The sequence below is a fragment of the Flintibacter muris genome (assembly GCF_943192995.1).
Taxonomy (GTDB): Bacteria; Bacillota; Clostridia; order Oscillospirales; family Oscillospiraceae; genus Lawsonibacter; species Lawsonibacter muris.
Genome location: NZ_CALPCP010000024.1, coordinates 1 through 15344 on the forward strand (window position 1 = coordinate 1; position 15344 = coordinate 15344).

The 15344-nt window shown below is 56.3% G+C and carries 15 protein-coding genes; 7 read left to right on the plus strand and 8 right to left on the minus strand.

The window, feature by feature from the left end; translation table 11 throughout:
* Nucleotides 1–269: 269 nt before the first annotated feature.
* Nucleotides 270–989 (minus strand): hypothetical protein, encoded by a 720-nt coding sequence (locus NFS22_RS15820; protein ID WP_251318671.1) that lies wholly within the window; start codon nucleotides 987–989, stop codon nucleotides 270–272.
* A 98-nt stretch (nucleotides 990–1087) separates the two neighbouring features.
* Between NFS22_RS15820 and NFS22_RS15825 the strand changes: the two genes are divergently transcribed.
* The 3 genes from NFS22_RS15825 to NFS22_RS15835 all read left to right on the plus strand — a co-directional run bounded on the left by NFS22_RS15825 (nucleotide 1088) and on the right by NFS22_RS15835 (nucleotide 2818).
* Nucleotides 1088–1372 carry a helix-turn-helix domain-containing protein gene (locus NFS22_RS15825; RefSeq protein WP_251318318.1) on the plus strand — a complete coding sequence of 95 codons (285 nt, stop codon included), beginning with the start codon at nucleotides 1088–1090 and terminating at the stop codon, nucleotides 1370–1372.
* 100 nt (nucleotides 1373–1472) lie between these two features.
* The gene (locus NFS22_RS15830) at nucleotides 1473–1718 is read left to right on the plus strand and encodes a helix-turn-helix transcriptional regulator (protein WP_160233049.1); all 246 of its coding nucleotides are present in this window, start codon (nucleotides 1473–1475) and stop codon (nucleotides 1716–1718) included.
* A gap of 59 nt (nucleotides 1719–1777) precedes the next feature.
* Nucleotides 1778–2818, plus strand: coding sequence for an IS30 family transposase (locus tag NFS22_RS15835; RefSeq protein ID WP_251318672.1), 1041 nt, complete (start codon nucleotides 1778–1780; stop codon nucleotides 2816–2818).
* A 152-nt stretch (nucleotides 2819–2970) separates the two neighbouring features.
* Here NFS22_RS15835 and NFS22_RS15840 read toward each other — a convergent pair whose 3' ends face one another.
* The 4 genes from NFS22_RS15840 to NFS22_RS15855 form a co-directional block, all read right to left on the minus strand.
* Nucleotides 2971–3150, minus strand: a complete 180-nt coding sequence (locus NFS22_RS15840) for a hypothetical protein (protein ID WP_251318673.1) — start codon at nucleotides 3148–3150, stop codon at nucleotides 2971–2973.
* An 839-nt stretch (nucleotides 3151–3989) separates the two neighbouring features.
* A complete protein-coding gene (locus NFS22_RS15845) occupies nucleotides 3990–5351 on the minus strand; it encodes an IS4 family transposase (RefSeq protein WP_251318674.1) in 1362 nt (453 codons plus the stop codon).
* Between the two features lie 330 nt (nucleotides 5352–5681).
* On the minus strand, nucleotides 5682–7703 hold the full coding sequence (locus NFS22_RS15850) for a protein kinase domain-containing protein (RefSeq protein WP_251318675.1): 2022 nt from the start codon (nucleotides 7701–7703) through the stop codon (nucleotides 5682–5684).
* Nucleotides 7704–7720: 17 nt separating this feature from the next.
* Nucleotides 7721–7999: a hypothetical protein gene (locus NFS22_RS15855; RefSeq protein ID WP_251318676.1), complete on the minus strand. Its 279-nt coding sequence runs from the start codon at nucleotides 7997–7999 to the stop codon at nucleotides 7721–7723.
* Nucleotides 8000–8248: 249 nt separating this feature from the next.
* On the opposite strand from NFS22_RS15855, the gene NFS22_RS15860 reads away from it, so the two are divergent.
* The 4 genes from NFS22_RS15860 (at nucleotide 8249) to NFS22_RS15875 (ending at nucleotide 11358) form a co-directional block, all read left to right on the plus strand.
* Nucleotides 8249–8551 carry a hypothetical protein gene (locus NFS22_RS15860; RefSeq protein WP_251318677.1) on the plus strand — a complete coding sequence of 101 codons (303 nt, stop codon included), beginning with the start codon at nucleotides 8249–8251 and terminating at the stop codon, nucleotides 8549–8551.
* 1 nt (nucleotide 8552) lies between these two features.
* On the plus strand, nucleotides 8553–8894 hold the full coding sequence (locus tag NFS22_RS15865; protein ID WP_251318678.1) for a right-handed parallel beta-helix repeat-containing protein: 342 nt from the start codon (nucleotides 8553–8555) through the stop codon (nucleotides 8892–8894).
* A gap of 375 nt (nucleotides 8895–9269) precedes the next feature.
* Nucleotides 9270–10472, plus strand: coding sequence for a peptidylprolyl isomerase (locus NFS22_RS15870; protein ID WP_251318679.1), 1203 nt, complete (start codon nucleotides 9270–9272; stop codon nucleotides 10470–10472).
* A gap of 142 nt (nucleotides 10473–10614) precedes the next feature.
* On the plus strand, nucleotides 10615–11358 hold the full coding sequence (locus NFS22_RS15875; RefSeq protein WP_251318680.1) for a helix-turn-helix domain-containing protein: 744 nt from the start codon (nucleotides 10615–10617) through the stop codon (nucleotides 11356–11358).
* A 106-nt stretch (nucleotides 11359–11464) separates the two neighbouring features.
* Here the strand turns inward: NFS22_RS15875 and NFS22_RS15880 are convergent, their stop codons facing one another.
* Genes NFS22_RS15880 through NFS22_RS15890 form a run of 3 tightly spaced genes read right to left on the minus strand, consistent with a single transcriptional unit; the run spans nucleotide 11465 to nucleotide 15155 of the window.
* Nucleotides 11465–12460 carry an ABC transporter permease gene (locus NFS22_RS15880; protein WP_251318681.1) on the minus strand — a complete coding sequence of 332 codons (996 nt, stop codon included), beginning with the start codon at nucleotides 12458–12460 and terminating at the stop codon, nucleotides 11465–11467.
* Nucleotides 12457–13575: an ABC transporter permease gene (locus tag NFS22_RS15885; RefSeq protein ID WP_251318682.1), complete on the minus strand. Its 1119-nt coding sequence runs from the start codon at nucleotides 13573–13575 to the stop codon at nucleotides 12457–12459. Before NFS22_RS15885 ends, NFS22_RS15880 begins: the two co-directional genes overlap by 4 nt.
* A complete protein-coding gene (locus NFS22_RS15890; protein WP_251318683.1) occupies nucleotides 13572–15155 on the minus strand; it encodes an ABC transporter ATP-binding protein in 1584 nt (527 codons plus the stop codon). Before NFS22_RS15890 ends, NFS22_RS15885 begins: the two co-directional genes overlap by 4 nt.
* Nucleotides 15156–15344: the final 189 nt, after the last annotated feature.

Here is a 15344-nt window from a genome sequence, read left to right on the forward strand (position 1 = left end):
GCCTGGTCCCAGGTCAAGGGCCTGGCCGTGGTATGGTACATGGTGGTGGCCGCCGTTGTGGTGGGCTTTATGGTGGCTTATGCGGCAATGTTTGGCTTTGACAAGCTACGGGAGGTCATCTTGCAGCTTGAAAAGAAAAAGGAGTAAAGCCCCCCACAAGGGCCGTCAAGGTCGGGAGGGGTAAAGATACCCCCGCCGCCCTGGGTTGGGCTGTTTTTTCCGATGGAAAAAAGCCGGAGGGGCCTGCTGGCCTCTCCGGCTTTTTGCGTCTACGGCATGAGGACCTTTGTGTCCCTCACCACTTTGTCATAGGTGTCCGCCACGTCTAAAAAATCAGTCTTGTGGGCCTCCAGCTTTGCCAGAAATGCCTCCATCCTTTTACGCTGTCCAGACGGCGTTTTTAACAGCATGGCCTCCGTTGTTTCTTTTATGTAGCTGTTTTCAAGGAAAGCAATTTTTAGGTCTTTCACGCTGGAGAGCACCTGGTCACACGTTTTGCTTGTCCCCGGCAAAATCCCTTTGCACCCCGCTTTTTCGGCTTGCAGGAGGGTCAACGCTGTCCGCTGTGCCAATGCCAACCGGCTGGTGAATGTGTCAATGTTGGCCGTCTGCTGGGCCAGCTTGAAACTTTCGGAGAGGATGCGCACGTCATTCTCTATCTGCTCTTTTGTGTAGTACATCCGCATATCCCGCAATGTTTCCTCCGGCGCATCCGGCGTGTATTGACTGGCCTCCCGGCGCACGGCCCCCGCTGTTGGGCTTTGCGGCTCCGGCTTTACTTTCTTTTTCCTCAGCAGGAAATAGGTAGGAACAGCGAACAACACCGCCCCCAGCACCATCTCCGCCTTGTGCGTATCTACCGCCAGCCATATAAAAACAGCCACATAAATGACGCAAACAACGCCAAAGAACGCCTTTAGAAACCGCCCCAGCTTTTTCACCTTTTCGCCCTCTCTTTCTTGTTCTTTCTTGACCTTTACAAACCCCATTATATCTGGCCTCCGCCGTGCTGTCAAGCAACAGAGCCTATTTGATAATGACTTGACGGCCATGCAAAGTATAATTACTTTGAAAGGAGGCGCTGCGGATGATTGCGGAGAAAATAAAGGCGTTAAGAGAGGCACGGGGCTGGACACAAGCGGAGCTTGCCCGCCGTATGGGTATCACCCGCAACGGCGTGAACTCCTGGGAGCAAGGGCTTTCCATCCCGTCCCCGGCCAGCATCGTGGAGCTGGCAAAGACCTTTTCCGTGTCCACGGACTACCTCCTGGGCCTGGAGCCTCTGGCCAGCATCAACGTGTCCGGCCTGGATGAGCGGGACGTGGCAACGCTGGCCATGCTTGCGGACCGGCTGAGGGCCACAAAGGATTAAAAAATTGCCCGGCAAAATTTCCTTTTGCACGGGCTTTTTTCTATCTTGACATTATACAACTTTTGTTGTATAATAGAGAAAACGGAGGAGGTGCAGCCCTATGGGCCAAACAAGAAACAAACTGCAAAGCGCACGACTGGCACACGATTTTTCACAATCTGAACTGGCCACCGCCGCCGGTATCAATGGCCGGGTGCTCCAGACCTATGAGCAGGGAGGCCGTGACCTGTGCGGTGCAAAGCTGGCCACGCTCCTCAAAATCTGCCTTGCCCTCAACTGCAAGCTGGAGGACATCTTGCCAGATGGAGAGACGGCGGAGCTGCTGGAGCGATACATGGCCAGATAACAACACACGGGCAAGCGGGGTGGCAACACCCCGCTTTTACTATTTTCTGGAGGTGCAATATGAACCATAAAGGAGCCACCCATTTCACGCTCAATGACCGGCAGACCCTGGAGCGGATGCTGAGAAAAGGCTTTTCAAAGCCTGCTATTGCGGAGGCCCTGGGCAAGTGTGAACGGTCTATCTACTATGAAATAGGCCGGGGCCTGTGCGTCCAGCGCACCACGGACCTCATTGACGTTGAGGTCTATTGTGCGGACGTGGCACACCGCAAATACAAGGCTTTCCTCAAGGAAAAGGGCAAGGAGCTCAAAATCGGCCATGACCACGCCCTGGTCAAGCGGCTGGAGGAGCTCATCATGGTCCAAGGCTTTGCCCCTGGTGCCGCCCTTGCGGAAATCCGAAACAACGGGGAGAAATTTGACACGGAAATCTGTGAGAATACGGTCTATAATTACATCTACCGTGGGGACGTGTTCCTTTTCCTGACCCCGGAGCACCTGCATGACAAGGGCCGCCGCCACTACGCCGCCAAGAGTAAAAAGGAGGCCGCCAGGGCTCCCCGTGGCCAGAGCATCGAAAAGCGCCCGGAGGAGGTCAAGAGCCGGGGCAGCTTTGGCCACTGGGAGATGGACAGCGTCATGGGGTGCAAGGGCTCCAAGCAAGCCCTCCTGGTGCTTACAGAGCGGCGGACCCGCATGGGGATTGTCTTGCTGGTGGAGGACCACACGGCGGCCAGCGTGGTCAAGGCCATCAACGGCCTGGAGCGGCGCTTTGGCAAGCTGTTCTATAAACTTTTCAAGAGCATCACCGTTGACAATGGCTGTGAGTTTCAAGACTTCGAGGGCATAGAGATGTCCCACCGGCGCAAGGGCAAGCGGACCATCGTGTTTTTCTGCCACCCATACAGCGCTTTTGAAAGGGGCTCCAATGAGAACATGAACCGGCTGATTAGACGGTTTTTCCCCAAAGGCACCAACTTTGATGAGGTCACAAAGGAGGAGGTGATGGCAGCGGAGCGGTGGGTCAACAACTACCCCCGCAAGATACTGGGCTGGAAGTCCGCCGCCATGCTCTTTGACCAGGAGCTCCAGGCGGCGTAACGCCCCGGTCCTATATAAGCGTACCAGCCGAATGGGATTGACCCATCCGGCTGGCTTGTCATGTCATTTTGTTGTGAAAACGCATAAAATATGCCCGCCTCACTTATGCAAGGTGCTATTCTTTCTTGTCTTTTGCAAATTTCTCTTGACTTTTAGGTCGCTTGGCAAAAGGCATCTGGATTTTTTCTTGAATCGATTCCATCTAAGAAATACTGAGTACCTGCGGCCCAAGTATCCGCGCCAAAGGACGGCGCGCTTTCGGCTGATGCATTAACAGTCAACCCCATACATAACGCAAGGACTAACACAAGGGAAAATAATTTCTTTTTCATTTACCTTCTTCCTCTCAAATTAAGTTTCCAACGAAGCCCCGAAGGGCGGGCAGGGGACATGCCCCCGCCCGGGGCTTTCGTCGGAAACACAAAGAGCGGGACCGAGTTTTTAACCTCAGCCCCGCCCTGATAAATCACGCAACGCACACTATCTCCCAAATCCAGCCTTGAAAATCCGCGCCGGTTTGGATATAATAGTCCCGTGGTGTAGTTCAAGACTACTGTGCTGAGTGCCATCATCACTCGTACAGGGCTACGGGGTGGTGGTACACCCCGTAGCCTGCCGCTTTTGTGTCTCCAAGGTTATTTTAACCTATCACGGGAGAAATTGCAAGGGCGTTTTCGGGGAAAGTCTGCAAAAACAGACTTTCCCGCTTTTTTATTGACATCACTCAGACTTGTTGTGATTCCCGCTATTTTTACCTTTCGGGTGGGGTTTGCCCATTTTTTGAGGGCGTACCCATGAGAAGTTGAGATTTTAGATTCTCCTTAATTTAACGGGTGATTTCTTACAAATATTGGGAAAAATCGCCCCGCTGGACAAAGTATCCCATACCCATTTTTGATACATTGACTGGACAAGTTGAAGGTTTAGAAAATCTGATTTTATGACTTAAAGCGATAAAATGCCCCATTTTCTATCAGATTTTCAAGGCTTGTTGAAATTTTACGATAACATCCGCTATTCGGCGCTAATTTTGCCGCCGTTAAGTTATCGCGGCGCATTTTTTTGAAAAATCCCGTGATTTCAGCCCCAAAACCGGGCTTTTTCAAAAACCACGGGAATGGGGGCAGGGAGAAGCAACCCCCCGCCCCCCGTTTTTTCGGGCTGTGATTTCTCAGGCCGCAATACGGTACGTGAACCAGCCAAAACCCTTGGCGCGAAGGTTGCGCCCGTCCTGCCGTCCCGGCCGAATTGGGACGGTGTGGCGGCTGATTTTCTGCATGACTTCTTTCCCGGTCATGTCTGGGTCATTGAGAAATTCTTTGCAGAGGGTGACCGCCATTTTGAAATTTACGGCGTAGGCATACAGCCCGTCGGTCGGTTGCTGAACGACGACTTCCTGCACGATTCGGCTGGTGAAGTTGAAGGCGGTCAGCGCCGCATAGATTTCCTGTTCCACAAAGTCATCCCGTTTCCCGTGGAGGTTTATTAGCCCCGCGCTGTACTTCAAGTCCCGGAAACTGGTCTCGATTCCCCAACGGCGATGGTAAATCTCTTTCAGGTCGTCGATGGTGAATGTCCGGGGAAGTGAGGTCGCCAGCGTTTCAAAGTTTCCATTGTCCAGTTGAAACCGGACAACGCGGAGCCGCATGGTGTAGGGGCTGGGAAAGTCCCACCGGGCGCGCCGGGTGGTGGAGCCGGTTTTGCTCTTTTTCGGCTGGGGGAGGTAGATGTGGTGATTGTCTTTGTCCTCTTTGGTCTGGGTGGTGGATATTGTAAATGCAATATCGCAGTCCAGTTCCAACATAGGCAGGCGGGCGATTTCCCGCATAGCGGAGTGATTGTGCTTCACCCGAAGGACGAAATAGACATTTGAGGTGTTCATCAGGTGGGCCATAACGTTGTAGCTCTCATAGCCCCGGTCGAGGACAATAATGGTCTTGCGGTTAAAGTCGTTGCGCTTGAGCATTTCCACCAGTGTGCCCGGTTCGTCCTTCCTGGGTGCGGGCTGTATAACTGCGTCAAAGTAGGTGCGGTCGTAGATGTCAAACAGGGGGCTTAAATGTAATTGATTGTACCCCCTCGGCGCGCTGTTATTGCAAACGAAGCTGGGCGCGCCAGGGTCGCGGGCCGTATTGACCGCGGTGCCGTCACAGGCCAGAACACGGTAGCCTTTGTAGCCGCGATCGGGCTGACCGTATGCACTGGAGGATGTAAAGTCCAAAAATACCTTGCGGAATACAGCGGGCGGGATTTGACGGCGGCGCTGGGATACGGCGGCAGGGGTAGCGTCAATCCCGGCGCGGTGCAGCTCCTTTGCCAGTGGCCCGCCCTCGGCGGCGATCAGGAACTTGATGAGTTTCTCAGGCGGCAGCTTCTGGCTGCGGGCAATGTGGGCTATGTCCACATTGCAGGCCATAGCGCGCTCTAAATTACGCTTGTACAGGTCGGCGAGGGACAGCGGATTGTCCGCAACCATTCCCTCAGATGTCGCTGCTTGACTGTCTGAAATGTGACGATTTTCAAACATTTCCATTGTTCTTTCCTCTTTTCGATAGTTTTTGAAACTATCGCCAGAAAAGTAAGAAAGACGCGCCCTCTCATCTGTGAGGACGTCGCCTTTCCTATTCGTCACTTATTTGTTAATTAAAAAATGGTTTTCTTCTTGTCCCTGGCGTGTGCATACAGCACTACGAATTTGTCTGGGCGATAATTACATTTTCATTTTAATAATGTGATACCGAGGCTGTCAAGTGGGTTACAGCATAATTCTCAATTTGTTTACAATCAACTAAACGGCGAAACCAAATTTGACGGATTGCGTTAAGGGCCAGATACACCGTATCTGGCCCCTAAATCGCTTAATTTAATGACATTGGAGTTGCAGCTCTGTCATTTCTGTCAGCCCGGACAGCGGCGTCAGGTCCACGCCCTTTCCCAGGGGCAAGTTGATCATGGTCAGCTTGGTCATATCGGCCAACGCGCCGATATCCGTCAGGGTGTAATGGTCGTTGCTGCCGTTTATTGGAAGATAGAGCTGCTGCAGGTTTGTCATGCCCGCCAGCGGGGCCAGACTCTCCACATTGGCGGGAATCTGGAGTATTCTCAGGTCCAGACCCGTCAGCGGGGTAATGTCTGTGACCTTGGCTGTGCTTCGGCCGTTGGTATAGATGTTCAACTCCGCCAAATCTGGCATGTTGGCCACAAACGAGAGGTCGATCTCATCCAGGTCCGAGCCGATTTGGATGCTGAGCGTTTGCAGCTGGGTCATTCCATGGAGGAAGCTCAGGTCGTTGATGGAATTATTGCCGCCATTTGTGTATACCTCGATTACATTGGTCAGGCCGGACAGGCAGCTCAGATCGGCGTCCGGCGGAACATTGTATAACTCCAGGGCGACCAGGTTGGTCATATTCGCCATGAAAGAGTAGTCCTCAATAGCGGTCTGATAGTAGCTGATCTCCTCCAGATTTGTCAGTCCCGCCAGTGGGGAAAAATCGGCCAGATTGGGGTTTTGCCGCACGTCGATGTAGCGCAGTTCCGTCAAACCTGCCGCCGGCGTCAGGTCGGTGATGTCATTGCCCGGCATACGCAGCTGGGTCAGGTTGATCATATACTTCAAATCAACGATATCCTCGTCGGTCAACCCCATATTTTCCAGCCGCAGATCCCGCAAATCGGTGCTGTACTGCTCGCCGCGGATGGTGATATAGGGCACCTCCGCCCTTTTCAATGGCGCGCTGTTCTGGCTTTCGCTGCTGGCCGCCGGGGCGGTTCCTCCTCCCCGTGTGCCTGCAAAGACGCCCAGGCCGATGGCCATCACCAGCACGGCGGCGACCCCTGCAATCAGCGCGGTCTTGGGCTTTTTCTGCTGGACAGGCTGCACAGACGCACCCGCCGCTGGCACGTCCACCACCAGCTGGTTCTCGATGGCGTCCAAAAACTCGGCGGCGGACTGGAACCGGTCCTCCGGCTGGACGGCCAGGCCCTTGAGAATGGCCTTGTCCAGCCACTCGGGGACCGCCACCCCCGCCTGGGAGACGGGCACCAGCTCGTCGTGGTCCAGCCGCTCCAGGGATTCCGGGGGCAGGTAGCCCGTCAGGGCGGCGTAGAAGCAGGCGGCGCAGGAGTACACGTCGGTGTAGGGCCCCTGACGGCCTCTTCTTATGTACTGCTCCTTGGGGGCGTAGCCCACCTTCAGGATCACGTCCAGGCTTTTGGACTTGTCCCCGATGGAGTACCGGGCGGAGCCGAAGTCCAGCAGCTTCACGTTGCCGTCCTTGGAGATGTAGATGTTGTCCGGGGTCACGTCCCGGTGGATGAAGCCCTCGGCGTGGACCGCCGTCAGCGCCCGAAGGACGGGGATCATCACGTTCAGGGTCTCATCCACGGACACCTTCCCGCCGTTGTTGGCGATGTAGGACTTGAAGCTGACCCCCTCGATGTAGTCCATGACGAAGTAGGAGGTGTCGTTCTGGTCAAAGTAGCTGGACACGCCGGCGATGTTGGGGTGGCCGATAAACTTGGCCAGGGTCCGGGCCTCCTCCTGGAAGCGCTCCGCACCGTAGGTAAAGTCCTCCGCCCGGGTGTCCATCATGACGGACACGGTGGTCCCCTCCACACGGGTGGCCATGTCGCTGGGCATATACTCCTTCACCGCCACCTTGGCCTGGAGCTGGGTGTCGAAGGCTACGTAGGTGATGCCGAAGCCGCCCTGGCCCAGAACGCGGCCGACGACGTATCGGTCATTCAGCACCGTCCCCGCCCGCAGGGCCACCGGGAATTTCTGCTGGTTCTCCCCCAGGTCAAAGCCGCAGTGGGGACAGGGCTGGGTCGGGTCTGCTATCTGCCGGAAGCAGTTGTAGCAGAGGGTTTGTGTGGTTGTCACAGCATGCTCCTCCTTTCTTAAAACAGCGTTTTTTCGTTTTCGATGAACAGCTTGTGGTTGATCTCCGCCAGGGGCGTGCGGTGGAGCAGGCCGTGGCTGATGATGGCGTCCCGCTTTAGCCGGGGGCAGATGGGGGCGTGGCCCATCCCCTTCAGCAGCAGGTTGGCCTCCTCCAGCCCGGTGCCCAGCCCGAAGCACAGGCACAGCAGACGGTCCCGGGAGGGCCTGCGCCGCCCAGAAAAGACCTGGTGCTCATTACCGCCCGCCGGGCCAGCTCCGCCTTGGAGAACCCGCATTTCTCATAGAGCTTGGTCAAAACCTCGGTCAGGTCGGTCTCCACAAAATAGGCCTCATTTTCTGTGATGTACTGGTCCGGGCTGGCCTGTTCCATCAGCTCCTGTTTCAGATCGCCGGTCGATTTTCCCACATGATGTATTCATACCTTTACTTCCTCAAAAAGAATCTGAATAATATGCTTATCATTGTACAAAAAACCGCCGCCGGATGCAATATGCTGGCTGCATAGGGTTTGAAATTTTGTGGGGGTGGCCGCTCCGTACGCATGGCTGTCAGAACAACTGGATCTGGAATTTGAAAAGCTCCGCCTGCTGAAGGAGAGTCCCCGGGTCAGCGTGGAGCTCATCTGGCACTGGGAGAGCGGCCGGCAGTTCATTCTCCGCAGGTTCACCGGCAACGGGGAGGTCTACCGGAAGCTGCTGGACTGCTCCTGCCGCTATCTGCCCATCATCTATGAAACGGCGGAGCGGGACGGGGAGTGCCGCTTTCCCATATACCTGTTCGTCCACCACACAGCCAGCGACGCCAACACAGCCAACGCCTTTATATAAGGTGGAGCGCGTCACCGCCGCCGCCCGGGTCCACCTGACGGGCTGCACCTTCACCGGCTGGAAAACCGCCGTGCTGACCCACGGGAATTCCTGGCTGAATTTCCGCTACTGTGAGTTTGCGGACAACACTGTGGGCTTCCACTTTAACGCCAGCCAGAGCACTGTGAGCCACTCTCAATTTACCGGCAACCACTTCACGGAAAACGATACCGCCATCCTTTGGGCGGGAACGCCGGTGGATATGGCCATCAGCTTCCATGAGAGCGTCTTCTCCCACAATGGCACCGACATCGACAACCGCAGCGGCCAGAGCATAGACATCTCTCAGGCGACTTTTGAATAGCGGAATCAAAAACCAAATTCGAGACAGCGTTGAGCCGTTCCTGCATCTAAAAAAGAGACAGCGCCGCGGAGCAGGCGGCGCTGTCTCTTTTTTAGATAAGGAGATGCTGCGTAAGGTACACCCCGTTCCCTGCTGGCAGCCGCTTCCGTTAGTATGGGATTCAGCATGAAATCGTTTCTATCAATGATACAAAACAGCTTTGCCGGGGGGAACAGGGATGCTATGTCCTGCGGTGATGTCATTCTTTATGGGAGGGTGGCATTGTAACATTGACAGCAGGACGCTCCCCAAAGCAGAATCGGACTTGCCTCTCGCCGCAATTTGTGATATGATAAGGGCCGTTCATTATTTTCTCACGCTGGAAAGGAAACATTTATGAAACATGCAAAGCAATTCGGGGCCCTGGCGCTGGCCCTCACGATGGCGCTGACTGCTCTTGCTGGCTGCGGGAGCAAAAATCCCGGTACCACAGTTAACCCCACCGCCGGGTCCGGTTCCATGCCTGACGCCTCCTCCGAGGCCACTGCCCAGGTGACGCCTATGGACCTGTCCCAAGTGACTGACCCCTTTTTTGCCGTCTCCGGTCTGGCTGGCAAAGAGGTCGTAGCTAAGCTGGGTGAGACAGAGATTTCCGCCGCCGATTACCTCTACTGGCTCAACCGGGTCATTGACAACTATCTGTCCCAGTTTGGCGGTCAGATGACCACCCTGCCCTGGGACGCAGAGATGGCAGAGGGCATCACCTTTGGGCAGTATATGCAAGACCAGGCTATGGACGCCGCCACCTTCCACTGCATGCTCCGGGAGCTGGCCCGGCAGGAGGGTGTCTCCCCCGATCCCTCCATTGCTCTTGATATGGATAAGCAGTACGCCGATATGGTGGTCCAGGCGGGCAGCAATGAGGAGCAGGTCATCCACACCCTCTGGGCCAGCATGCTCACCAAGGACCTGCTCATCCGCCTGAACGAGAACAGCGGTCTGTATGACCAGCTCCAGGAGCTGTACTTTGGCGAAAACAGCGGCAGCTATCCCACCGACGCCGAGGTTAACGCCTATCTGGAGGAGAGCGGCCAGTATCGGGCCAAGCACATCCTGCTGGCCACCATAGATCTGGACACCCGTGAGCCCCTGGACGACGCCACCATCGCCCAAAAGAAGGCCACCGCAGACGATCTTCTCTCCCAGCTCCGGGCGGCTGAGGACCCTGTGGCCCTCTTTGACACCCTGATGAACGAGTACAGCGAGGACTCCGGCCTGGCTACTAATCCCGACGGCTACACCACCCAAAAGGGTGCAATGGTTGAGCCCTTTGAAAATGCCGCTTTAGCTCTGCAAAACGGTGAAATCAGCGAGGTGGTGGAAAGTGACTTCGGCTACCACATCATCCTCCGCCTGCCTATGAACCCGGACGACTTCCGTGCCGAGTGCATCTCCGCTCAGATGGACGAGCTGATGTCCCTGGAGCAGGAGCGGCTGGGCCTGGAGAAGACCGATGCCCTCACCGCTTTGGATGTAGGCTCCTTCTGGAACAAGATGCTGTCCCTCCGGGCCGCCGTCCAGGCGGAGCTGGCCGGCTGACAGATAATAAATGGGAGCGCTCTGACAGGGGCGCTCTCAGCTTTTTTCAAAAAAGCCGGCAATGTAAACTAAAGTTGGTTGCCAAATCGGGTGTGTGGGGGATATGATATAGGTTATAGATTTATATTAGGGGGCATCCCCAATGAACCTGAAAGAAACGTTGTCCTTTTACAGAAAACAGCAGGGCCTGTCTCAGATTGAGCTGGCGGAGGCGCTGGAGGTATCCCGGCAGACTGTCTCCAAATGGGAGACGGGGGCCGCCCTGCCCTCGGCGGAAAATTTGCTGGCTCTGAGCAAGCTGTACGGCATACCCGCAGACGCTCTGCTCAATGGGGGCGGGGCGGAGCCTGCCCCTGTTGTGACGGAGCTCCCCGCTGCCCCCCTGCCTGAACCGGAGGGCTTTGCGCCCTCACGCCGGCGGCTTGTCCTGGAGGTGCTGGGGGTGACAATTCTCTTCGATCTGGTGATATTCCTGATGGATTTCTATCTGGGCACCCTCACCGGCGGGGGCGGTGTACTCTGCCCGGTCCTTCGGATTTTGGGCTGTGCCCTGATTGGCCTGGCCTTCGCCTGGCGGGACCAGGGGTACAGGACAGATCGGAAGCGCTCCCTTTTCATTGGCCTGGCCTTCCTGGGGGTGGGGCTGTATGCGTTCCTGATACCAATCCCCCTGCTGTGGCGGCTGTATGATTTGGTCGCCTGGATTGGCACCCCTGCCTTTGACGCGGCGCTGCCCTCCAATCCTCTCTTCTTTTTCCTGGGCTGGACCCTGGCTGACCAATACGCCTTCTCCTCCCACATGCTTTTGATTTCCCTGTTCCATCTGGGTCGGCTCCGGCTCTCCCGTAAATCCACCACACCACCGCAGTCAGTACAGCCTGTCTGAAACAGCAGGAGCGCCCCAAACCGGGACGCTCCTGTTATATTTTTGCTATTACTATACGGATTGAAATTTGCCGGGAACGGACACTGTCCGCCCCATACGGTGCCAATTACCGCTCCTCCCGGAAGTAGTTCAGGCCCAGAGCGGCGGGCTGTCCGGAGCCCTCCCGCTTATGGATGGAGGAGGCCACCAGCACAATAGCGGTAATCAAAAAGGGCAGCGCCTTGTACAGGTGGGGCGGAATCGCGCTGAGCCAGCCCAGCGGACCGGGAAACGCCCCCGCCAGAGAGCCGGCGTAAATCTGGAGAGTATTGAAAAAGCCGAAAACCAGAGTGCCCAGAATGGACAGAACCGGGTTCCAGTTGGCAAAGATAACCAGGGCAATGGCTATCCAGCCGTAGCCGTTGATCCAGCAGTTGGAGCCCTCAAAGGAGCCGCCCATGTACAGGGCCATGTAGAATCCGCCCAGGCCCATAATTCCCGAGCCCCCAATGAGATGGATGTACTTATACAGCAGGGTGTTCACCCCCACCGAGTCGGCGGCGCCGGGGTTTTCTCCCACCGCCCGCAGGCGCAGGCCGGTCTTTGTAAAGTTGAGGTACCACCACACCAGAATGGCGACAGCAACCCCCAGATAGACCAGGACATTGTGGGAAAACAGCGCTTTTCCGATAACAGGGAGTTTAGAGAGACCCGGAATTTCCAGTGCGGCGAATCCTTTTACCAGACTTTGGGAGCCGGTCATGGCGGGCCACCTCTCCCCAAGGCCCTTGCCAATGAAAAAGTACAGCCCCAGACCAAAGGTGGTGATGGTCAAGCCGGTGACATTCTGGTTGGCCTGGAGTGAGACGGTGAGCGCCGCGAAGAGAAGTCCGCACAGACCCGCCGCGATAAAGGACACCAGCAGTCCCACCATGACGCTGTTGGCCGCGCATCCGGCCAGGTAGCCAAACATGGCCCCCACAGCCATGGTGCCCTCCACGCCCAGGTCCAGACTGCCCGCCTTCTCCACCACAATCTCCCCCACGGTGCCGTAGAGCAGAGGGATGTTAACCAGCACAATATTGAACAGGAACAGCGTTAATACATTGATAGGGTCATTCATTTGGCCGCCTCCTTTCTGGTCCGAACCAGCTTAAAGCGGATAAAGAAATCCGCCGCCAGCACGATAAAGAGGATGACGCCCTGGAGCAGATTGGCAAAGTTGGCGTCGATAGAGGGGTAGGTGGTGCTGGCCGTCTGACAGCCGAACTGGAGGACGGTGATGAGCAGTGAGGCCACCACAATACCCACCGTGTTCAGTTTGGCCAGCCATGCCACCACGATCCCTGTCCAGCCCACGTCGTTGGTGACCGAGGTGGACAGAATGCCGGCGGAGGACACCTGAAAGGCCCCCGCAAGACCAATCAGGGCGGCGGACAGGAAAATGGTGCGGATGACTATTTTCCCTACCTTCATCCCGGCATACCGGGCGGTGTTGGGGCTGTCCCCCACCACGGCGATCTCATATCCCCGCTTGGTATAGTTGAGGTAGATGTACAGCAAAACGCACAGGGCGGCGGCGATCACTAGGGACAGGTTCAGATTGAAGGGACCGATAGGGATGGTGATCATCTGGGCATTGCCCGGGAACTTTGCAAACTTGGGCCGGGCAGACCCCGGGTCCAAAAAGAAATTCCAATCTGTTTTTGTCTCGGCAAAATATTGCAGAAAGTATAGGGCCACATAGTTCAGCATCAGGGTAAGGAGGGTCTCATTTGTACCCCATTTCACCTTCAGCGCCGCCACAAACACTCCGTAGAGGCCGCCGCCCAGAGCTCCGCACAGGGCCATGACCAGCACCATCAGAGGCTGGGGCAGGGTCTCCCCCAGTTTCATGGCCGCAAAGCCCGCCCAAAAGGCGCCCATAATAAACTGCCCCTCACCTCCGATGTTCCAAAAGCGCATTTTAAAGGCCAGCGCCAGAGCCATGGAGGTAATAAGCAGAGGAACAAACAGTTTGATAAAGTTCTCCACCGACCGCCAGGGATACCGGCTGCCCGGGATGCCCATGGTGAGCAGCTGGCGGTAGAAGGTGAGAGGCTCCACCCCCTGAATCAGCAGCAGCACCGCGCCTACGACCAGGGCCAGCACCACCGCCGCCACATAGGCAGCAATCTGACGGCCCGGGCCGGTGTGGTCCCGCTTGACCACGTGGAAAAGGGGCTGACGGTTCTTCATTCCTCCACCTCCTCAGCTTTTTCAATCAGGCTGTCACGGGCGTACCCGGCGGGCTTGTCCTCATATTTGTTGCTCAGGTCCAGCGCGCCTGTCATCATCAGGCCCAGCTCCTCCTTGCTGGTCTTGTGGGCGTGGACCACTCCCATCACCCTGCCGTGGCACAGCACCATAATTTTGTCGCACAGGTCGATCATCACGTCCAGGTCCTCCCCCACAAAGAGGATGCCCACACCGTCCTTCTTCTGCCGGTTTAAAATGTCATAGATGGCGTAGGAGGAGTTGATATCCAGCCCCCGGACGGGGTAGGCGGTGACAATTACGTTGGGCCCAGCCTTGATCTCCCGGCCCAGCAGCACCTTCTGCACGTTGCCGCCGGACAGCCGGCGCACCGGCGTCTCGGTGGAGGGGGTGACAATTTCCAGCTCGTCGATCACCTGCTGAGCCTCCGCCCGGCCCGTCTTCCGGTCCACAAAGGGCCCCTTGGCCTGGTCATACTTCTTCAAAAGCATGTTGTCTGTCACCGACATGGAGGGGGCCAGGCCCATGCCCAGCCGGTCCTCGGGGATAAAGGACATGGAGATGCCTTTTTCCAGAATGGCCTTGGGAGTGAGACCCACAATGTTGTCCCCCTTGTGGATCATCATGCCGCTGTCAATGGGCCGCAGGCCAGCAATAGCTTCGCACAGCTCCTTCTGTCCGCAGCCGGCGATACCGGCTACGCCCAGAATTTCGCCCCCCCGGATGTAGAAATTCACATGGTCGATCGCATTGGCGCCCTCGTCATTGCGGATGGTCAGGTCCCGAATCTCCAGCAGAGGGCGGGTCTTTTCCACTACGGGGCGGCTGATGTTCAGCTCCACCTTGCGGCCTACCATGAACTCGGTGAGCTGCTGCTCGTCGGTGGAGGCGGTATCCACAGTGCAGATGTACTCCCCCTTGCGGAGGATGGCCACCCGGTCAGAAATCTCAAGCACCTCATTGAGCTTGTGAGTGATGATGATGATGGCGTGGCCCTCCGCCTTCATCCGGCGTAGCACGTCAAAGAGCTTGGCCGTCTCCTGGACGGTGAGCACGGCGGTGGGCTCGTCCAAAATGATGATTTTGGCCCCGTAGTACAGCACTTTGACAATCTCCAGGGTCTGCTTTTCAGACACCGCCATGTTATAGACCTTTTTCCTTGGGTCAATGTCAAAGCCAAATTTCCGGGCCATCTCCCCAATGGTGTCGTACCGGCTCTTTTTCAGCACCGCTCCTGACCTGTCGTCCCCCAGCCAGATGTTGTCTGCGGCGGAGAAGACGTCCACCAGCTTGAAGTGCTGGTGAACCATGCCGATTCCCAGCTTTTTGGCGTCCTCCGGGGAGTTGATGGCCACCTCCTGGCCGTCCACAAAAATGGAGCCGCTGTCCGGCTTGTAAATGCCCGACAGCATGTTCATCAATGTGGTCTTGCCTGAGCCGTTTTCTCCCAGCAGGGCCAGGATTTCTCCAGGCTTCACGTTCAGATTGACATTTTTGTTGGCCGCTACGCTGCCAAAGCTCTTGCAGATGCCCCGCATCTCAATGGCGTATTGTTCCCCCATACTCCTCTCCCTTCTCTGCATCCGCCGGGGCGCTGCCCCGGTCCCCGGCCCCCGCCGGGCAGGCGTTCCTTTTCCTTGAAAGAAAAAGGAAGCAAAAAGAACCTTCTCGTTTGAATCGATAAAGTTTTTTGGCCTTTTTTAATCCCCCTTACCTCTCATGCTGATCAATTCTCATAGAATTTTCCAATC